Source organism: Kosakonia sp. YIM B13588, from assembly GCF_042788165.1.
GTDB lineage: Bacteria > Pseudomonadota > Gammaproteobacteria > Enterobacterales > Enterobacteriaceae > Kosakonia > Kosakonia sacchari.
In genome coordinates this window covers 36,914-57,413 of sequence record NZ_JBHZPO010000016.1, presented here as the reverse complement: position 1 = coordinate 57,413, position 20,500 = coordinate 36,914, and the positions used below count along the sequence as shown (strand labels likewise).

The following is a 20,500-nucleotide window of genomic DNA, read 5'->3' as shown; positions in this document are numbered from 1 at the left end:
ATTTTCCTTATTGTTCAAGACGGTTGCGCCAGGTGGTCAGTACATCGCTGCGGGTTATCAGGCCAATAAAGCGGCCGTTGTCGGCGATCACCGCCACCAGGCCGCGATCGAAAATGGCGTACAGCGCGCTTTCCGGGGCGTGTTTATCGAGGATTTCCACGTTGCGGGTCATCGCCGCTTTTACCGGCAACGCGAAACGTGTACTGTCGCCGCGCACGTGGCTTATCAGATCCCATTCGTCGACAATGCCCACTACCTGGCCGTTTTCCAGCACCGGCAGTTGCGAAATATCGTACAGACGCATGCGCGCCAGCACGGCGGCGAGGCTATCCTCTGGTGCGGCGGTGACGGTGGCCCCTTCGTCGTGGCGCAGGGCGATAAAATCCGTAAGGTCACCGTTAGAAGGGCGCGTGAGCAAACCTTGCTGGCGCATCCAGTCATCGTTAAACATCTTCGACAGATATTTGTTGCCGCTATCGCAGGCGAACGTCACCACGCGTTTTGGCGTGGTTTGCGCCTGGCAGTAACGCAGGGCCGCGCTGAGCAGCGTTCCGGTGGACGATCCCGCTAAAATTCCTTCCTGTTGCAGCAATTCTCTGGCGGTGGCGAAGGCTTCGCGATCGGTAATGCGGAAGGCTTTGCGCACGCCGTCGATATGCGCCAGCGGTGGAATAAAATCTTCACCGATGCCTTCAACCAGCCAGGAGCCGGGCGTGCTGTAACGGCCATGCTCAACCTGATCGGCGAGGATCGAACCGGCCGGATCGGCCAGCACAAATTCGGTGTGCGGCGAGTGTTCAGCAAACCAGGCTTGCAGCCCGCCAAGCGTGCCGCCGGAGCCCACGCCTACGACGATGGCGTCGATTTTGCCGTCCAGTTGTTCAAAGAGTTCGGGCGCGGTCGTCGATGCATGCGCCAACGGGTTAGCGTCGTTATTGAACTGGTCGATGTAAAACGCGCCCGGCGTCTCTTGCGCCAGGCGGCGCGCGTAATCCTGATAGTAAGCCGGGTGGCCTTTGTTCACGTCTGAACGGGTGAGTACCACTTTTGCACCCAGTGCGCGCAGGTGGAAAATCTTCTCGCGACTCATTTTGTCCGGCACCACCAGCACCAGTGAATAGCCCTTTTGCGCAGCGATCAGCGCCAATCCCAGCCCGGTGTTACCGGCGGTGGCTTCAATAATCGTCCCGCCGGGTGCGAGCAAACCGAGACGTTCGGCTTCGTTAATCATCGACAGCGCGACCCGGTCTTTAATCGAACCGCCAGGGTTCTGGTTTTCCAGTTTGAGAAATAATTCGCATGGCCCGCTCGCCAGTTTATGTAACTGCAACAGCGGTGTTTGACCGATCAATTCGGTTACTGAATGGAAGACTGACATTGTAGATTCACCCGTAAACATTCGTGATGTGCGGATGATAGGTCTGTCATTTTGCCTGTTTAAAGAACCTTTATTCGGCGTTTAGAACGAATGGAAATATAAAGCGCTGTTTAGCCGTCAGGATGGCGAGCCATGCAGTCGTCTGGATGGATTGATCGCCAGAAAAGCGGCTTTTTGCGCTGATTTCAGGCACTTTTCCCCTTCAGGTTCGTCGCAGTTATGCAATTTCCGGCAATGTAATGCGAAATAAAGTCTTATCGTCAAAACCCCTGTTCCACCGCTGTTAGCGTGTTTAGTTATAAGTAATGTCCATTTGGTTATTTGAATTATAACTGCGGCTGATTATTATCGTCTGGACATCCATACCGCTAAACTGCCATACGGAAACACCAACGCATGATCGTCCTCAGGAATATCTCCAAGATTTTCGACCAGGGAAAGGCATCGATTACCGCCGTCGACAGCGTCAATCTGACGGTTGAGCAGGGGCAGATTTACGGCATTATCGGCTACAGCGGCGCCGGGAAAAGTACGCTGATTCGCTTGCTGAACGGTCTGGAAAAACCCACCTCCGGCAGCGTTGTGATTAATGGGCAGGACATTGCCGCCGCGCGCGGGGAAACGTTGCGCCAGGCGCGGCTGAAGATCAGCATGGTCTTTCAGCACTTCAATTTATTGTGGTCGCGCACGGTGAGCGAAAACATTGCGTTTTCGATGCAAATTGCCGGTGCGCCAAAAGCGCAGATTAATGCCCGCGTGGCGGAACTGATTGAGCTGGTGGGGCTGAAAGGGCGCGAAAAGGCTTACCCGTCGCAGCTGAGCGGCGGGCAGAAACAGCGTGTTGGCATTGCCCGCGCGCTGGCGAATAACCCGGATGTGCTGCTGTGCGATGAAGCCACCTCGGCGCTGGATCCGCAAACCACCGATCAGATCCTCGATTTGCTGCTCGATATTAACCGCCGTTTCAAACTGACCATTGTGCTGATCACCCATGAAATGCATGTGGTGCGCAAGATTTGCGACCGCGTGGCGGTGATGGAGAACGGCAAAGTGGTGGAAGAGGGCGATGTGCTGAGCGTCTTTACCCATCCGCAGCAACCGATCACCAAACAGTTTGTGCGCCAGGTAAGCCAGTATAAAGAAGAAGAGGCGTTCAACCCGGAGCTGAACAGCGAGCTGGACGGTACGGTTATTAAATTGACCTTTACCGGCCACAGCACGCACCAGCCGATCGTCGGCGAACTGACGTTGCGCTATGGTCTGCCGTTTAACATTTTGCACGGCAAGATGTCGCAAACCGCACACGGCGTATTTGGACAATTATGGGTGAACGTGAAGGCGACCCCGGAACAACTGAACAATATCCTGGCGGATCTGAGCAAGACGGATATTGAAAGCGAGGTCGTGACACATGGCTGACTCCCTCTTTCCGCACTTGAAATGGGCGCAACTCTGGGCGGCGACGCAAGAGACACTGTATATGACAGTGCTGTCGGGCGCGGCGACCTTTGTGCTGGGGATTGTGCTCGGTCTGGCGCTGTTTCTCACCGCGCGCGGCGGCCTGTTCCAGAACCGTACGTTGTACAGCGTGATTTCGATTGTGGTGAACGTCTTCCGTTCTATTCCGTTCATCATTTTGATTGTGCTGCTGATCCCGTTTACCAAAACCCTCGTTGGCACCATTCTTGGCGCGAACGCCGCGCTGCCTGCGCTTATCGTCGGTGCCGCGCCGTTTTATGCGCGTCTGGTCGAGATTGCGCTGCGCGAAGTGGATAAAGGGGTGATTGAGGCGACGCGCTCGATGGGCGCGCGGTTGAGCACACTGGTATTTCGGGTGTTACTGCCCGAATCATCACCAGCGCTGGTGTCCGGCATTACCGTGACGCTGATTGCGCTGGTGAGCTACAGCGCCATGGCCGGCGTTATCGGCGCTGGCGGGTTGGGCAATCTTGCTTATCTGGAAGGATTCCAGCGGAACCATAACGACGTCACGCTGGTGGCGACGGTGACCATTCTTATCATCGTCTTCATTATCCAGTTCTGCGGCGACGTGATTACTTCTCTGTTAGATAAACGATAATTATTGGAAACCAACATCATGAAAAAAACACTGACACTGATTGCCGCAGCCACCCTCAGCGTGTTGAGCTTCTCCTCCTGGGCGGATACGCTGACCGTGGGCGCGTCAAACGTGCCACACGCCGAAATCCTGGAGCAGGCGAAACCGATTCTGGCGAAACAGGGAATTGATCTGGAAATTAAACCGTTCCAGGACTACATCCTGCCGAACACGGCGCTGGCCAGCCGTGAACTGGATGCGAACTACTTCCAGCACATTCCGTATCTGAATAGCGTTATCAAAGACCACGCGGGCGACAAAACCTATGATTTCGTCAGCGCAGGCGCCATTCATATTGAGCCGATTGGTATTTACTCCAAAAAATATAAATCGCTGAAAGATCTGCCGCAGGGCGGCAAAATCATCATGCGTGACGCGGTGTCTGAAGAGGGGCGCATTCTCTCTATTTTCGAAAAAGAGGGCGTCATCAAGCTGAAACCGGGCATCGACAAAGTGACGGCGCGTATCGATGACATCGTTGATAACCCGAAAAAACTGCAGTTCCTGCCGAACGTCGAAGCAGCACTGCTGCCGCAAATGTACAACAACGATGAAGGCGATGCGGTGGTGATCAACGCCAACTATGCGATTGATGCCGGTCTGGATCCGGTTCACGATCCGATCGCGGTAGAAAGCGGTGAAAACAACCCGTATGCCAACATCATCACCGTGCACCGTGGCGACGAGAAGAAAAAAGATATCGTGGCGCTGGTGAACGTGCTGCACTCCAAAGAGATTCAGGACTGGATCCGCACCAAATATAAAGGTGCGGTGATCCCGGTTAACAACTGATTTTCCCCTTCTGCGCGGCCTTGCTGGCCGCGCAACTTGCTGCTGATTTCCCGCCTGTGACTTTCGCTGTGACTAATCTCACCAATTTTAAACAATCGAGTTAATACTTGTTAACAATGCACTACTATTGCCGGGTTGAACAACTGCGGGGGTAGAGATGAAAGATGTCGTGATAGTCGGCGCGGTTCGCACGCCTATCGGCTGTTTTCAGGGCGCGTTGTCACGCCTCTCTGCCGTCGAGTTGGGCAGCCAGGTGGTGCGCGCATTGATTGAGCGTAGCGGCGTGCAGCCACAAGATATCGACGAAGTGATTTTAGGCCAGGTGCTGACAGCAGGCGTCGGGCAAAACCCTGCGCGGCAGTCGGCGATCAAAGGCGGCCTGCCGAATACGGTTTCAGCAATCACCATTAATGATGTCTGCGGCTCCGGGCTGAAAGCCCTGCACCTGGCTTCGCAGGCGATTCAGTGTGGGGAAGCCGATGTGGTGATTGCCGGTGGTCAGGAGAATATGAGCCGTGCGCCGCATGTGCTGACCGACAGCCGCACCGGTGCGCAGCTCGGCAACAGCCAGCTCATCGATAGCCTGGTGCATGACGGGCTGTGGGATGCCTTCAATGATTACCATATGGGCGTAACGGCGGAAAACCTGGCGCGTGAATATGGCATCAGCCGCGAGCGTCAGGATGAATGGGCGTTAAGCTCGCAGCACAAAGCGCGTGTCGCTATCGATTCCGGGCGTTTTCGCGATGAAATTGTGCCGGTAAGCGCGGTGGATGCAGCAGGTCAGACGCAGGTTATTGATACCGACGAACAACCGCGCACCGACCCGAGCGCAGAAGCGCTGGCGAAACTCGCGCCCGCTTTTGAACAAAGCGGCTCGGTCACCGCCGGTAACGCCTCGCCGATCAATGACGGTGCGGCGGCGGTGTTGGTAATGAGCGAAGCAAAAGCGCAGGAGCTGAATTTACCGGTGCTGGCGCGCATCCGCGCGTTTGCCAGCGTCGGTGTCGACCCGGCGTTAATGGGTATTGCGCCGGTTTATGCCATGCGGCGCTGCCTTGAGCGTGCGGGCTGGCAACTTGATGATGTCGATCTGATTGAAGCGAACGAAGCTTATGCAGCGCAGGCGTTGTCGGTCGGTAAAATCCTCGAATGGGATGAGAAGCGCGTGAATGTCAACGGCGGGGCGATAGCGCTGGGCCATCCGATTGGCGCTTCCGGCTGCCGTATTCTGGTTTCGCTGGTGCATGAAATGCAAAAACGTCAGGCTCGTAAAGGGCTGGCAACCTTATGCATCGGTGGCGGCCAGGGTGTGGCGTTAGCAATCGAACGCGATTAATCTCACTTTAAGTTAAATAAAGCCTTCCACCCGGAAGGCTTTATTGTTTGTGACTAACATCTCAGCCGCCGTTTCAATTAAATTAAAACTTCAATGCCTCGCTATAATAATTATCCCGCGTTATTAAAAACACTTCTGCAACAACCTAATTTACTATTATTTCCTCCGTTACAATTTGAAATGTAAGCGATAAGCATGCTTATTATTTGCTGATTTATTTTGTAGATCACTGTTTTAGTTTGTGTTTTTTATTTGTATTTAACTTTGTAAGCTAATCGTTAATAGAAAATTGGTGTGATCTTTATCATATTAATTCGCCGGTAAAGGGAAAATATATTGATATTCATCACGCCGTTATACATAGTTCCGTTCCATACAAATATTTACGATCGTGATCACTAAAATAAAGTTATCAAAAAAATAAAATAGAATTCCATAAAAATGGAACATAATTTTAATTATTGAGGTAATCTCATGTTTAAGAAAACTCTGGCTCTTGCTTCACTCCTTGGCGCTTCCTTTGCTTCACAAGCCGTCACCGTGGATTTACGTCACGAATACATTGACAGCGGTTCCAACGCCGATCGCGTAGCGGTTTCTCATCGCTTCGACAATGGCGTAGGTTTCGGTGTTGAAGCGAAATGGAAGTCTGGCGGCGATGACGCCGACAAACCGTTAACGGAAATCGTGGGTAACGGCCACGAAGAGTCCATTAACTGGCGCTGGGCTGCGACCAAGAATTTTGCGTTAACACCGGGCTTTAATATCGAAAGTAAAGATACCAACTCCATCTATAAACCGTATCTTCACGTGCAATACAGCTTTGATAACGGCGTTTATATTGCAGGCCGTTATCGTTATGAATACACACGTAACCCGGATTCAAGCACCGTTGATAACAAGGTCAACAAATTTGATACTTGGGTAGGCTGGGCGATGGGCGACTACCGCATTGAGCTGAACTATGTTTACGCGAAGAGCACCGAAGATGTTATTCGTGAAAACAACAAAACCTATTCCAACGAATATAACGCCAAAGTGGCGTACAAACTGGATAAAAACTGGTCTCCGTATGTGGAAGTGGGCAACGTAGGTGTGAAAAGCACCGACGAACGCCAGACCCGTTTCCGCCTCGGTGTGGCTTACTCTTTCTGATTGTCTGAAATACCTGTGTTACCCTCACGAAAACCCCGGAGCCGTTGGCCGGGGTTTTTTATATTTATGCCCGTCATACTCGCCCCGGTCACTTACTTTTAGCTGCAGGTTCATTACTTACTTCTTTGGACTTTTAAAAAGTGCTTTTTGCATTTGCTCAGGTCTGCCCTAAATAGTTTGCGACACAGGAAGGCGGCAACGCAGCGAGTCCATGAGCTGACTGAAGTAAGTTACTGGGGCGAGTAAGGCGGCCAACACATCTGTGGCTCAAAGTAGGACGGACATGGACGGCACAAAAAAAAGCCCCCCAGGAGGAGGGCAAGGCCAGTTACAGAAACACTAACTCAAAGTTTATGCTTGCAACATTACGCGTTGCTCAGGAAGTTTCGCGATATAAAGCGCCGGTTTGCCGTCTTTATCGGAACTAAACAGAATCGCACTGTCGTCCGGTGTGAACGACGGATGCGGATGCGTTACCTGGCGGCTGTTGGCAACCGTTGCCCAGGAGGTATCGTGGCGCGCTACGCGGAAATAGGCTTTTTTCGCCACGTCGAAAACATACAAATACGGATCGTTATCAATGGTGTAACCGCTGGTATCTTTCACATCTACCGGCGTGCCGGAACCATCGCCGACCAGTAAGGTGCCGTCAAAGTTGCTCATCAAGTGAGAACACGCTGGCATTGGCATCACCGCGTCGTTCACGCCGGTATCCGGGTTGAAGCTGTAAATCATGCGTCCCTGTTTGCCTTTCAGGTAAGAGACGTACACCAGCGCGGAGCCGTTCGGCACCCAGAATTCGTGAGTGCAGCTTTCACCTTCGGCGTGATCTTTTACTTTGCGCACATGGCTGCCGTCTTCATTGACCAGCCACATCCGCGCATCCACCAGGTCGTGCGGGCCTTCGTGGCAAAACGCCACGGTGTTATCGTCGAACGGGCGGTAAATCGGGTGACCCAGCCAGTTCTTCTCTTCATGGATCACGCTGCTCTCGCCGCTTTGCAGATCCACGCGCAACAAACGGCAGTGCGGGCCTTTATGGAAGAAGTCGTGGAACAGTTTCCAGTCATTGAGCGGCGTCCAGTCGCTGGCGGCGATCTCAATGCCAACCAGTTTGCTGCAATCGCTGTTTGCCACCCAGGTGCCATAGCCGACCCACTCGTCTGGTACGCGATAAATTTCCCGCTCGGCGAGCGTTTGCAAATTCACTTCACGCAGGGTGCGATCGTTCTTCACATAATATAAAGCGCTGTCATCCGGCGAGAGGAAACCGCCAAAGGTGTTATCACCCGCGCCTTCTGTTAACTGCACGGCTTCGGCTTTCGCGATATCCAGCAGGTAATAATTCCAGTGGCCATCAAATTCACCGGCAAATAACAGGTGGCTGCCATCGTTGAAAAAACACTTCTGATAGAAGTAGTTTCGATGACAGGTCACTTCCGGTGGTGTTAAGCGGGTGACTTCCGCGCCGGTATCCGGATCGCGGCTGATTGCGTAATTGAGTTTTACCCGCATGCCTTTCGCCATATTTCACTCCTTTAGATGGTCCGGTGGGAAAGTTGCGCCCCCAATGATGACCACAGATGATTACAAGTTTAAAAATAGAGTGTCAATTTATCAAAACGTCGTTTCAATATGTGTGATTGCTGACGCACTTTATAAGAAAACAACGTCTGCGGGGCGGATTAATGCGAAGTGAAAAACCGTTTGCGGCAGCGAGCTTTGATTTTAAACACAAAAATTGCTGATTAGCCGTCAAAACTCAAAGACGGTCTTAACTTATTGTTTGCTATGCTTTATTTAAAACTATTCTCATAGCCTAACCGGTGATGAGGCGCTGTCAACGCCAAACAATCGTGATCGCACTTACAGATTTAATAATAAGTGGCAGAAAAATTGAAACGTTGTTTTATTCAAGATTGAAAACATGTTTTAGCCGGGATAAGATGCGCGTAATGAAGAAACGGAACACTGTTTCTGCGTTTCGTTGAGTGACGTTTCGGTCAAAATTTACTTCGGAGGTTATTGTGGAAGTCAGACAAAGCATCCACAGTGCGCATGCGAAAACGCTGGATACCCAGGGCCTGCGCAATGAGTTTTTAGTCGAAAAAGTATTCGCTGATGACGAATACACCATGGTTTACAGCCATATCGATCGCATTATCGTCGGCGGTATTAAACCGGTGAATAAAACCGTTTCTGTTGGCGGCGAAGTGGGTAAACAGCTTGGTGTGACCTATTTCCTTGAGCGCCGCGAACTGGGCGTGATTAATATCGGCGGCCCGGGCACCATCACCGTGGACGGTCAGTGTTATGAAATTGGTCATCGCGATGCGTTATATGTTGGAAAAGGCGCCAAAGAGGTGGTTTTTGCCAGCATAGATAGCGCGAAACCGGCCAAGTTTTACTACAACTGCGCACCCGCACACACCACCTTTCCAACAAAAAAAGTGACGCCAGCCGATGTTGCTCCGGTGACGCTTGGCGATCCGCTGACCAGCAACCGTCGCACCATCAACAAATATTTCGTGCCGGACGTGCTGGAAACCTGCCAGTTAAGCATGGGGCTGACCGAGCTTGCACCGGGCAACCTGTGGAACACTATGCCGTGCCATACCCATGAGCGCCGCATGGAAGTGTACTTCTATTTCAATATGGAAGAAGACGCCTGCGTATTCCATATGATGGGGCAGCCGCAGGAAACGCGTCACATTGTGATGCATAACGAGCAGGCGGTCATTTCTCCCAGCTGGTCAATCCATTCAGGCGTTGGTACGCGTGCGTATACCTTCATCTGGGGGATGGTGGGTGAGAACCAGGTCTTTGATGACATGGATCACGTCGCTGTAAAAGATCTGCGCTAATAGCGGGCAGCATAAAACCATGCCTGTCCAACACAGGCGCTGATAGATTAAGGAATAAACATGATTCTGGATGCATTTTCTCTTCAAGGTAAGGTTGCGGTAGTAAGCGGTTGCGACACCGGTCTGGGCCAGGGTATGGCGCTGGGCCTGGCGGAAGCGGGCTGCGATATCGTCGGTATCAACATTGTTGAACCAACAGAAACCATTGAGCGCGTGACCGCGCTGGGCCGTCGTTTTCTTAGCCTGACTGCCGATCTGCGTCAGATCGACGGCATTCCGGCGCTGCTGGAGCGCGCGGTCGCCGAGTTTGGCAAAATCGACATTCTGGTAAACAACGCCGGTTTGATCCGCCGTGAAGACGCGATCAACTTCAGCGAGAAAGACTGGGACGACGTGATGAACCTGAACATTAAGAGCGTATTCTTTATGTCCCAGGCGGCGGCAAAACACTTCATCGCGCAGGGTAACGGCGGCAAGATCATCAACATCGCGTCCATGCTCTCTTTCCAGGGCGGCATCCGCGTACCGTCTTACACCGCGTCAAAAAGTGGCGTCATGGGCGTGACGCGTCTGCTGGCGAACGAATGGGCGAAACACAACATCAACGTTAACGCTATCGCGCCGGGTTATATGGCGACCAACAACACTCAGCAACTGCGTGCCGACGAGCAGCGTAGCGCCGAGATCCTCGATCGCATCCCGGCGGGCCGCTGGGGTTTGCCGAGCGATCTGATGGGGCCGGTCGTGTTCCTGTCATCGAAAGCGTCTGATTACATCAACGGCTACACCATTGCTGTTGACGGCGGCTGGCTGGCGCGTTAATTCGCCTCTCATTGCCTGCATACGAAACCTGCCCACGGGCAGGTTTTTTTATATCTGCGTATTAATTGTCCATATCTGCTGAATAGAAAAATCCATATCCTTTTGTCTTAATTCGCAGGCTATTGATTAAATATCTTTTAAAATAAATAAGTTAAAATTAGTTTAGTGCTTAAACTATATTTTCAAAATTGTAAACTCCATCACAAAACGCTATGCCACAGCGTATTTATCCATATCTTCGCGAGTTACGCACTGACGCTTTGACTCGCCGCTGACTTACTTTCATAAGACGACTTATTCTGTGCAGGCAGGAAAACATGGCTTCTATCAGTACTGATTCTGTAGCTTTACCGCGCGCGCTGCGTGATACCCGGCGTATGAATCTGTTTGTCTCGGTGTCGGCAGCGGTCGCCGGGCTGTTGTTTGGTCTCGATATTGGGGTGATTTCCGGTGCGCTGCCGTTTATCACTGACCATTTCACCTTATCCAGCCGTTTGCAGGAGTGGGTGGTGAGCAGCATGATGCTGGGTGCGGCGCTGGGCGCGCTGTTTAATGGCTGGCTCTCTTTCCGCCTTGGGCGCAAATACAGCTTAATGGTGGGCGCGGTGTTGTTTGTCGCAGGCTCGCTCGGTTCCGCGTTTGCCGCCAGCGTGGAAGTGCTGCTGCTTTCCCGCGTGCTGCTCGGGGTTGCAGTCGGCATTGCTTCGTATACCGCGCCGCTGTATCTCTCTGAAATGGCGAGCGAAAACGTGCGTGGCAAGATGATCAGCATGTATCAGTTAATGGTCACGCTGGGCATTGTACTGGCGTTCCTGTCGGATACTGCGTTTAGCTACAGCGGCAACTGGCGGGCGATGCTCGGTGTGCTGGCGTTGCCGGCGGTGTTGCTGATTGTTCTGGTGGTTTTTCTGCCCAATAGCCCGCGCTGGCTGGCGCAAAAAGGGCGGCATATTGAAGCGGAAGAGGTGTTGCGTATGCTGCGTGATACCTCGGAAAAAGCGCGCGAAGAACTCAATGAGATCCGCGAAAGCCTGAAATTGAAACAGGGCGGTTTCCAGCTGTTTAAAGCGAACCGCAATGTACGTCGCGCCGTTTTCCTCGGCATGTTATTGCAGGCGATGCAGCAGTTTACCGGCATGAACATCATCATGTATTACGCGCCGCGCATCTTCAAAATGGCCGGGTTTACCACCACTGAACAGCAGATGATCGCCACGCTGGTAGTGGGGCTGACCTTTATGTTTGCCACCTTTATCGCGGTATTTACCGTGGATAAAGCCGGACGCAAACCGGCGCTGAAAATTGGTTTCAGCGTAATGGCAATTGGCACCTTGATCCTCGGCTACTGCCTGATGCAATTTGATAACGGCACCGCGTCGAGCGGGTTATCCTGGCTTTCCGTTGGGATGACGATGATCTGTATTGCCGGTTATGCGATGAGCGCCGCGCCGGTGGTGTGGATCTTGTGTTCGGAGATCCAGCCGCTGAAATGCCGCGACTTCGGTATCACCTGTTCGACCACCACTAACTGGGTGTCGAACATGATCATCGGTGCAACCTTCCTGACCTTACTGGACGCGATTGGCGCGGCGGGCACCTTCTGGCTCTATACCGCGCTGAATCTGGCATTTGTTGGCGTCACTTTCTGGCTGATCCCGGAAACTAAAAACGTCACGCTGGAACATATCGAGCGCCGTCTGATGTCAGGTGAAAAACTGCGTAATATCGGCGTGTAACAACATCCCTCTCCCCGGCGGGAGAGGGCGAAATTACACCCGCGCGAGGTAGAGCGCGGGCATGCCTTCGGCATCGGAAGTGTAGAGTACCCACTGGTTATCTGGCGAGAAAGACGGGTGCGGATGCGTGACCTGGCGGTCACCATCCAGCACTTTCCAGCTACTGTTATGCTGGCAAATCGCCTTCTGTTCGCCGCTGTGAATATCAAATACCCAGATAAATGGATCGTTGAGGTGGATATCCCCGGTATGATGCGGCGCGCCGTCGCCGACCACCAGGCTGCCGTCTTCATTACTCATCAGATGTGAGCAGGGCGGGATTGCCATTAATTGCTGGTTTTCCAGCGTATTGGGATCCGCGCTGTAGAGATAACGGCGCGGATCGTTTTCCTGGTGCGCCACGTAGTAGAGCGCGGAGCCGTCCGGCACCCAGAATTCATGGGTAAAACTTTCGCCCGGCTTGTGCTGGCGCACTTTGCGTAAATTGCTGCCATCTTCGTTAATCAGCCACATACGCGCATCAATGACATCGCGCGGGCCTTCGTGGCAAAACGCCACGGTGTTATCGTCAAACGGGCGATAAATCGGGTGGCCAAGCCAGCGTTTTTCCTGCAACAGGGTCTCGCGTTTACCGCTTTGCAGATCAATGCGGATCAGGCGACATTCGGGGTTGGTGAAGTAGAAATCGCGGAATTTTTGCCAGTCGGTGAGCGGCTGCCAGTCACTCTTTTTGATTTCGATACCGACCAGTTTGGTGCAATCGGAGTTGGCGACCCAGGTACCATACGCCACCCATTCATCGTCGACTTCGTAGACGATATGCTCTTCGAGCGTCTGCAAATCCACGCGGCGCAGTTCGCGGGTGTTTTTCACATACCACAGCGCGCTGTCATCGGCGGATAAAAAACCGCCAAACGTGTTGTCTCCCGCGCCTTCGGTGAGCTGTGTCGCTTCGCGGTTAGCGAGATCCAACAAGTAGTAATTCCAGTGTCCTTCAAACGCGCCGCCGAAAATCAGTTTCTCGCCGTCCCGGGTAAAGCATTTCTGATAGAAGTAGTTACGGTGACAAATAATATGCGGCGGCGTCAGCCGGATAACCTCATGCCCGGTTTTGTCGTCTTTCTGGCTGCGGAAGGTGAGAGAGACTTTTTTCCCCTTTGCCATTACCTGCTCCTTAGATAAAAAAATACCCTGCCGCGAACGGGCAGGGTATGTCATTGCGGTAAAACCTTAGCGCATGGCGCGTTTCAGAATACGCTCAGCCTGACGCTGGAAGTCGGCAGCGGTTTCTTCAACGGATTTCTGGCCATAGTCGATGTACTGAATTGCGGTACCGAACTGGGCAACAATCTGCGGATCGTCAAAGTAAGGCGATACCGAGAGCTTGGTCGGCAGCGACTGCGCCAGACGCAGACCCGCAACCGCCGGATCGCCCTCTTTGATCGCGCCATTGGCGGTCAGCGTTTGCACCGCAGCTTTACTCAGCGGCACGCCGCGCTCCAGACCCAGTGTTTCAGCACCTTCTTTGCTGTTCAGCAGGAAGTTGATTACCTGGGCAGCCTCTTTCGGATGCTTGGTGGATTTACCGATCGACAGCATCTGTGCGGGTTTGAAGAACAGACCTGCGTCTTTCGCGCCCGGCAGCATCGGGTAGTCACCCAGCACCAGTTTGGCTGGCGGCTTCAGGTTGTCGGAGTATTTAGTGATGGTGGAGTTCCACATGTAAGTACCAGCCCATTCACCTTCGATCCACGGCTTCATTTCATACATGTTGCTCTTACCGAACGACGCGTAGTACTTCGCGTCCGGCATCACGTGGCTATCGACCAGTTTTTTATACATCTGGAAGAATTCGACCCACTGCTCGTTGGTGTAGCTGAATTTCTTCGCTTTTTCATCCACGGCAGGAATGTTGTATTTCTGCACCATGTAGGAGTTCAGCAGCGCCAGCGTATCCTGGTGCTCCAGCACGACCGGGTAGTACTGTTTGCCGAGTTTGCTTTCAAAGGTTTTGCCCGCCGCTAACAGCTCATCCCAGGTTTTCGGGAAGGCGACGCCCGCTTTTTTCCACTGCTCGTCGTTGAAGTAGAACACGCGTGCGGTGACGGAGATTGGAATGCCGTTCAGCTTGCCGTCAACGGTGGTGGATTGCAGCTCTTTGGCATCGAACTGGCTTAAATCAATAATGTCTTTGACCTGGTTCAGATCGTAAAAACCGTCGCCATTTTTGGAGAAAATCGGCAGCCAGTTCCAGTTGGTCTGCATCACGTCCGGCTCGGTGCCGCCCGCGATTTGCGTGGTCAGACGGGAGAGGTGGCCGTCCCAACCGGTGTATTCAGATTTAACGGTAATGTCCGGATGCTGTTTATGAAACTCTTCCAGCGCTTTTAAAGTGACCTGATGACGACCGTTGCCCCCCCACCAGGACATACGCAGATCAACATTATCAGCGGCGGTTGCGGGTACAGCGCACATGCCCAGAGTTGCGGAGATGATGGCGCCGGTAAGCACTTTTTTCATTTTTATACTCCAACGTTTGTTTAAATTTCATTCTTCAGGTGCCCCTTTGATGGCTGCGTTGATGTATTCCGGCTACTTACTTGCGTAAGCGCCGGGATACACCCACTTGCCGCCTCGGGGCATCGCGAATGATTTCGTAGTTATAAAGAAATGTTCTGTTCAGTTTTCGCGTCAAAAATATGACACTTATTCATATCAAACTTAAAGTACACCTTCCGGTGAAGTCCCTTTACAATCATTGGCTTAGCTTCATCTGAAGGAATTCGGGCGGTCAGTTCGTAGTCGCCAACTTTCAGGTAAACAAAGAACTCGTGACCCATGTTCTCGACGCGCACCAGATCGCCGGAGCCGCAATCGTCGCTATAAGGCTCATCTGAAACGGAGACAAACTCCGGGCGCACGCCAAAGAACACCTCTTTGTCGGCGTAATCCGCGACTTTCTCCTGCTGATAAGCATTCAGCGCCAGCGTTTCATGACCGACAGTGATGTGCAGATGGTCGGCTTTTTTTACAATTTTCGCCGGTTTGATGTTCATCTCCGGCGCGCCGATAAAGCCCGCCACGAACATATTTTTCGGAAAGTGGTAGAGGTTATCCGGAGTATCCACCTGCATGATATGGCCGAGCTTCATCACGCAGATGCGGTCGCCCATGGTCATTGCTTCGGTCTGATCGTGCGTGACATAGACCGTGGTGGCCGGTTTCCCGGATTTCTTTAACTGCTTGTGCAGGTCGGAAATACGGATGCGCATTGAGGCGCGCAGCTTGGCGTCCAGGTTCGACAGCGGTTCGTCAAACAGGAACACATCCGGCTTTTTCACAATCGCGCGGCCAACCGCCACGCGCTGCGCCTGACCGCCGGAAAGCTGGCGCGGCAGGCGGTCCATCAGCTCTTCCAGCTCCAGGATTTTCGCCGCTTCATCGACCTGTTTGTTAATCTCATCTTTCGGCATCTTGCTGAGTTTCAGGCCGAACGCGAGGTTTTCACGCACCGTCATGTGTGGGTAAAGGGCGTAGTTCTGGAACACCATCGCGATGCCGCGTGATTTCGGCGCGAGGTTGTTGACGATCTTCTCGCCGATGCGCACTTCGCCGCCGCTGATGGTTTCAAGGCCTGCCAGCATGCGCAGCGTGGTGGATTTCGCACAGCCGCTTGGGCCGACAATCACCATAAATTCGCCATCGGCAATTTTCAGGTCGATACCATGTACCGCTTTGAAGCCGTTGGAGTAAACCTTTTCCAGTTTGTTGAAAATAACTTCAGCCATGATACTTCCCTCTTAACCTTTAATTCCGCTGCTGGTCACGCCCTGTACGAAGTAGCGCTGTGCCAGGAAGAAGACAATGATGGACGGCAGAATGGAGATACTCGCCATTGCCAGAATTTCGTTCCACGGCGCACCTTCGGTGACGTCGATGGACATTTTCAGCGCCAGTGCGATCGGGTATTTATCCACGCTGTAGACATAAATCAGCGGCCCGATAAAGTCGTTCATTGACCACATGAACTGGAACAGCGCCACGGAGATAATCGCCGGTTTCAGGATTGGCACCACCACGTACCACAGCACCTGCCAGGAGTTACAGCCGTCGATTTGCGCCGCTTCTTCCATGTCGCGCGGCACGCCGCGTAAAAACTGAATCAACATAAAGACGAAGAAACCGTGGGTGGCGAACGCCGTTGGCAGATACAGCGGCATATAGCTGTTGAGCATGCCCATTTCACGGAACATCAGGTATTGCGGGATCAGCAGCACGGTGCTTGGCAGCAGCATGGTGGCGATAAGCGTACCGAACCAAAAGTTCTTCCACGGGATCTCAAAGCGGGCAAAGCCGTAAGCCACAATGGTGGAAGAGATAATGGTCAAAATTACTTTCGGGATCACATACTTAAAGGTGTTCAGCATGTAATGACCGAAGGTGTATTCGGTGCCGGTTTTCCAGCCGTTGATAAAGCCGTCCCAGGTAGCATGGGTGGGCCACAGTCCCAGCGTGGTGAAGATCTCGTGGTTCGGTTTGAACGACGCCGAGAACATCCACGCCAGCGGGTAGAGCATTAACAGGCCGACAAAGAGCAGGATCGTATAGCGGATCCATGCGCTGATTTTCTCGCGGCGCAGCGTGCGCGCCACTTCACGTTCGGCTTCTTTCATGCCCGGCGTGAGATGTTGGATATCAGCCATTTTTGCCTCCCTTATCGGCAGAGTAGAACACCCAGTATTTCGAAGACTTAAAGGCGATGGAGGCAAAGACCGCCACGACCAGGAACAGAACCCAGGCCAGCGCCGCACCGTAGCCCATGTCGAAATACTTGAAGGCGGTGTCGTAGATGTAGAGCGAGAACAGATAGGTGTAATAGGTCGGGCCGCCGCCGGTAATGACATACGGACCGGTAAATTCCTGGAACGCCTGCGTGGTCTGCATGATGAAGTTGAAGAAAATAACCGGCGTAATCAGCGGCACGGTGACTTTCATAAACATCTGCCATTTGCTGGCGCCATCGATCATCGCCGCTTCATACTGGGATTGCGGCACGTTTTGCAGCGCAGCGAGGAAGATGACCATCGCGGAACCGAACTGCCAGACGCGCAGCAGGGTGACGGACATCAGCGCCAGCGACGGTTCGCCGAGCCAGTTAATCGGATCCAGACCAAACACGCCGATAAAGCTGTTCAGCAGGCCATCAATAGCGAACAGTGCGCGCCACAGTACGGCGATCGCCACGGAGCTACCGAGGATGGACGGAATGTAGTAAGCCGTACGGAAAAAACCGATGCCCCGAAGTTTAAAGTTGAGCACAAAGGCAATCCCCAGCGCGAAGGCGAGCTTCAGCGGGATTGTCAAAAATACATACGCGAACGTTACGCCCATTGATTTCCAGAAGAGCGTGTCTTCGGTAAACATGTAGCGATAATTCTCAATGCCGTTAAATACCGGCGGGCTCATCAGGTCATACTCAGTAAAACTGAGAAAGAACGATGAGATGAATGGGAAAGCTGTAAAGACTATCAACCCAATAACATAGGGCGATATCCAGGCCAATCCCAGTAGTCTGTTTTCATTCATACATACCTACCTGGCGAACAATGTGTAATACGGATTCGGAGATTAACTTTTTTCCTCCGCCGCATGGGCGTCAGAGGGTTAAAACAGGCTCTGTGCGTGCGCTTGATCACAATAATCAATTGAATCAATGCGTTTTGAAACTTTAACCACCGGAAATTACTCACGATATTCCGGGTTTTAAAATCCTGCGAACTTACGTTCTTGGTTTGTGAAACGTCGTTTTAAAATATTTTATTGCGTTTTGAATTGGCGTCATTCGATTAATTCGGGAAATGTGATCGAAGTCGAAACGATGTTTCAATTAAGTGAGGTGGGTGTCATTTTTGCCGAAAAACTGCGGGTTTATTGCCAATAAGCGTAACGATTTGGGTAACAGCCTAACGTATTAAATATTGCGAAATGAAATCATTGGATATTTAAACGATTATCCGGCGAACTATTTTTATTGGCCTGGAAATAAAAACGCCCCCCTAATTATGGGAGGCGTTAACTATTTTAGGGCGCGATCAACGTTTTAAAAAATCTTCACGTACTGGTGTAAACGTATCGAGCAGCGTTCCGGCTTTTAAACACACACATCCGTGCATAATGTGCGGTTCCTTATAAAGTGTATCGCCTGCGGTGACGATATGTTTCTCATCACCAATGGTAAATTCGAACTCGCCGGATAAAACGTACGTAAGTTGTTCATGAGGATGGTTGTGCATTGGGCCGATGGCGCCTTGTTCGAACATAACTTCGACCGCCATCATTTTGCCGTCATGGGCAAGAATACGGCGGCTAACGCCGTTGCCCAGGTCATCAAGCTGAGTGTCTTTATGGAAGATAAACATCGGAGTGTCCTGTAGTAGGTATCGTTAGTGATTACGATAGAGTAAATGATGAAACGTTGTTTCAAAATAACTTATCTCAGCGTTCTATAAAAATAAACGCGAGGCCAGAGAAGTTGAAAGTCGATCACAACTTTGATTGACTGAGCGCTAAACCAGACGGAGACAAGCGATGAAAACGATAGGACTGCTGGGCGGTATGAGCTGGGAATCAACCGTTCCTTATTACCGCCTGATTAATGAGGGTGTGAAAGCCCGTCTCGGCGGCTTGCACTCCGCCAGCTTGCTTCTGCACAGCCTGGATTTCCATGAAATTGAGACTTGCCAGGCAACCGCACAGTGGCACAAAGCCGGTGAGATCCTGGCCCAGGCGGCGGCGGGTCTGGAGCAGGCGGGCGCGCAGGCGATTGTACTGTGTACCAACACCATGCATAAAGTCGCCGGGCAAATAGAAGAGCGCTGCCATATTCCGTTCCTGCATATTGCTGATGCGACCGGGAGGGCAATTGAAAACGCAGGCATGCGCAATGTTGCGCTGTTGGGCACACGCTACACCATGGAGCAGGATTTTTACCGTGGTCGCCTGGAAAAACAGTTTGGCATCGAAACCTCCGTACCGGGCCCGGAAGATCGCGAGCGCATTAACGACATCATCTTTAGTGAGCTCTGTCTGGGGACATTCACCGATGAGTCTCGCTACTATTTTGTCAATTTAATCAAAAAATTGGCTGGCGAAGGCGCGGAAGGGGTGATTTTCGGTTGCACCGAGATTGGTCTGCTGCTGCCGGAAACCCACTGCCCGATTAAGGTGTTTGATACAGCGGCGCTGCATGCCGCCGATGCGGTGGACTTTATGCTCTCTTAAGGTTCGCCCAGCATGGCAGCCAGCGGCCCGCTAACCAGCGGCATGGCTGCCTGCAAATGGGCGGTAAACGCCTCGACCAGCGCGGAAGCGGGGCGGTGCAGTGGGCGGATCAGGCTCACCGTAAACGGCACTTCGATACTGAAACGACGCACGGCGACACCGCTGGCTGCGTAATCCAGCGCGGTGAGCGGGTTAACCACCGAAATCCCCACCCCGGCGCGTACCATCGCGCATACCGAGGCGGCGCTGTGCGTTTCCAGCACCATGCGCCGCTTCACCTGATGTTCATTAAACAGCGCGTCCAGCAACTGCCGGTAACTGTCTGAGCGCGACAAACTGATGTAATTCTCGCCCTGAAAATCTGCCGGTGTTAATACCGCTTTGCGCGCCAGCGGATGATTCTGCGGCATGACGCAGACTTCATTACAGGTGAGCAGCGGCGTGCGTTCGGTGCCTGCCGGAGTGCTGAGCGTTTCGGTTAAGCCCAGATCGTGTCGCTGCGCTGACAACCACTCCTCCAGCAATGGCGACTCCTGCGGCACGATGTTCAGGCTGACATCCGGGTAGCGCGCCAGAAATGGTTGCAGCAGCAGCGGTAAAAAAGATTGCGAGAACACCGGCAGGCAGGCGACGGACAGCTCACCCTGGCGGAACTCACGCAGGCTTTCGGCGGCGCTGACAATCCGGTCCAGCCCGTACCAGGAGCGCTGCACCTCTTCGAATAACCGCAAGCCTTGCACTGTGGGTTGTAAACGCCCGCGCGTACGCTCGAACAGTTTCAGCCCCAGCACTTTTTCAAAGCGCGCCAGCTCGCGGCTCACCGTCGGTTGCGAGGTATGCAGCAGTGCGGCGGCCTCCGTCAGATTGCCGGTGGTCATTACGGCGTGAAAGATTTCGATATGGCGCAGATTGACAGCGGGCATCGGCAGATCCAGTTTCAGCAGGTTATCCATATCATTTTTGCATAGAGTCGCGATAAAACGATATTTTTTATTCTCTTCGAGCTGTGGCGTA

Annotated in this window: 18 protein-coding genes; 9 read left to right on the top strand and 9 right to left on the bottom strand. The window is 52.6% G+C overall.

Features of this window, described 5'->3' with window-relative positions:
• Positions 1–7: 7 nt before the first annotated feature.
• On the bottom strand, positions 8–1,378 hold the full coding sequence (locus ACFX4U_RS21305) for a cystathionine beta-synthase (protein ID WP_313507410.1): 1,371 nt from the start codon (positions 1,376–1,378) through the stop codon (positions 8–10).
• 396 nt (positions 1,379–1,774) lie between these two features.
• On the opposite strand from ACFX4U_RS21305, the gene ACFX4U_RS21300 reads away from it, so the two are divergent.
• The 5 genes from ACFX4U_RS21300 to ACFX4U_RS21280 all read left to right on the top strand — a co-directional run bounded on the left by ACFX4U_RS21300 (position 1,775) and on the right by ACFX4U_RS21280 (position 6,783).
• Complete coding sequence (locus ACFX4U_RS21300; RefSeq protein ID WP_017457654.1) at positions 1,775–2,797, top strand: methionine ABC transporter ATP-binding protein; 1,023 nt, start codon at positions 1,775–1,777, stop codon at positions 2,795–2,797.
• Positions 2,790–3,458: a methionine ABC transporter permease gene (locus tag ACFX4U_RS21295; RefSeq protein ID WP_313507412.1), complete on the top strand. Its 669-nt coding sequence runs from the start codon at positions 2,790–2,792 to the stop codon at positions 3,456–3,458. Before ACFX4U_RS21300 ends, ACFX4U_RS21295 begins: the two co-directional genes overlap by 8 nt.
• An 18-nt stretch (positions 3,459–3,476) precedes the next feature.
• Positions 3,477–4,289, top strand: a complete 813-nt coding sequence (locus ACFX4U_RS21290) for a MetQ/NlpA family ABC transporter substrate-binding protein (RefSeq protein ID WP_025263848.1) — start codon at positions 3,477–3,479, stop codon at positions 4,287–4,289.
• A 157-nt stretch (positions 4,290–4,446) separates the two neighbouring features.
• Positions 4,447–5,628 (top strand): acetyl-CoA C-acetyltransferase, encoded by a 1,182-nt coding sequence (locus ACFX4U_RS21285; RefSeq protein ID WP_313507413.1) that lies wholly within the window; start codon positions 4,447–4,449, stop codon positions 5,626–5,628.
• A 474-nt stretch (positions 5,629–6,102) separates the two neighbouring features.
• Positions 6,103–6,783 (top strand): porin, encoded by a 681-nt coding sequence (locus ACFX4U_RS21280; protein WP_200552429.1) that lies wholly within the window; start codon positions 6,103–6,105, stop codon positions 6,781–6,783.
• Between the two features lie 351 nt (positions 6,784–7,134).
• Here the strand turns inward: ACFX4U_RS21280 and ACFX4U_RS21275 are convergent, their stop codons facing one another.
• Complete coding sequence (locus ACFX4U_RS21275; RefSeq protein WP_020455076.1) at positions 7,135–8,310, bottom strand: oligogalacturonate lyase family protein; 1,176 nt, start codon at positions 8,308–8,310, stop codon at positions 7,135–7,137.
• Between the two features lie 500 nt (positions 8,311–8,810).
• Between ACFX4U_RS21275 and kduI the strand changes: the two genes are divergently transcribed.
• The 3 genes from kduI to ACFX4U_RS21260 all read left to right on the top strand — a co-directional run bounded on the left by kduI (position 8,811) and on the right by ACFX4U_RS21260 (position 12,205).
• On the top strand, positions 8,811–9,647 hold the full coding sequence (kduI, locus tag ACFX4U_RS21270; RefSeq protein ID WP_313507414.1) for a 5-dehydro-4-deoxy-D-glucuronate isomerase: 837 nt from the start codon (positions 8,811–8,813) through the stop codon (positions 9,645–9,647).
• A gap of 60 nt (positions 9,648–9,707) precedes the next feature.
• On the top strand, positions 9,708–10,469 hold the full coding sequence (gene kduD / locus ACFX4U_RS21265) for a 2-dehydro-3-deoxy-D-gluconate 5-dehydrogenase KduD (RefSeq protein ID WP_086873579.1): 762 nt from the start codon (positions 9,708–9,710) through the stop codon (positions 10,467–10,469).
• A gap of 317 nt (positions 10,470–10,786) precedes the next feature.
• Positions 10,787–12,205, top strand: coding sequence for a sugar porter family MFS transporter (locus ACFX4U_RS21260; protein WP_200552432.1), 1,419 nt, complete (start codon positions 10,787–10,789; stop codon positions 12,203–12,205).
• A 33-nt stretch (positions 12,206–12,238) separates the two neighbouring features.
• On the opposite strand, the gene ACFX4U_RS21255 is transcribed toward ACFX4U_RS21260, so the two are convergent.
• From ACFX4U_RS21255 to ACFX4U_RS21230, 6 genes are all read right to left on the bottom strand, one after another.
• Complete coding sequence (locus tag ACFX4U_RS21255; protein ID WP_313507417.1) at positions 12,239–13,369, bottom strand: oligogalacturonate lyase family protein; 1,131 nt, start codon at positions 13,367–13,369, stop codon at positions 12,239–12,241.
• Between the two features lie 66 nt (positions 13,370–13,435).
• On the bottom strand, positions 13,436–14,725 hold the full coding sequence (locus ACFX4U_RS21250; protein WP_305735113.1) for an ABC transporter substrate-binding protein: 1,290 nt from the start codon (positions 14,723–14,725) through the stop codon (positions 13,436–13,438).
• A 140-nt stretch (positions 14,726–14,865) separates the two neighbouring features.
• Positions 14,866–15,993, bottom strand: a complete 1,128-nt coding sequence (locus tag ACFX4U_RS21245) for an ABC transporter ATP-binding protein (protein ID WP_313507419.1) — start codon at positions 15,991–15,993, stop codon at positions 14,866–14,868.
• A gap of 12 nt (positions 15,994–16,005) precedes the next feature.
• Complete coding sequence (locus ACFX4U_RS21240) at positions 16,006–16,908, bottom strand: carbohydrate ABC transporter permease (RefSeq protein ID WP_017457666.1); 903 nt, start codon at positions 16,906–16,908, stop codon at positions 16,006–16,008.
• Entirely contained in the window at positions 16,901–17,791 is an 891-nt protein-coding gene (locus ACFX4U_RS21235; protein ID WP_025263850.1) for a carbohydrate ABC transporter permease, read from the bottom strand. Before ACFX4U_RS21235 ends, ACFX4U_RS21240 begins: the two co-directional genes overlap by 8 nt.
• A 506-nt stretch (positions 17,792–18,297) precedes the next feature.
• Positions 18,298–18,624, bottom strand: a complete 327-nt coding sequence (locus ACFX4U_RS21230; RefSeq protein WP_017457668.1) for a cupin domain-containing protein — start codon at positions 18,622–18,624, stop codon at positions 18,298–18,300.
• Between the two features lie 169 nt (positions 18,625–18,793).
• Here ACFX4U_RS21230 and ACFX4U_RS21225 point away from each other — a divergent pair, with 169 nt between their 5' ends.
• Positions 18,794–19,486, top strand: a complete 693-nt coding sequence (locus ACFX4U_RS21225; protein ID WP_086873586.1) for an aspartate/glutamate racemase — start codon at positions 18,794–18,796, stop codon at positions 19,484–19,486.
• Here the strand turns inward: ACFX4U_RS21225 and ACFX4U_RS21220 are convergent.
• Positions 19,483–20,409: a LysR family transcriptional regulator gene (locus ACFX4U_RS21220; protein WP_313507441.1), complete on the bottom strand. Its 927-nt coding sequence runs from the start codon at positions 20,407–20,409 to the stop codon at positions 19,483–19,485. The genes ACFX4U_RS21225 and ACFX4U_RS21220 overlap by 4 nt on opposite strands.
• Positions 20,410–20,500 lie beyond the last annotated feature (91 nt).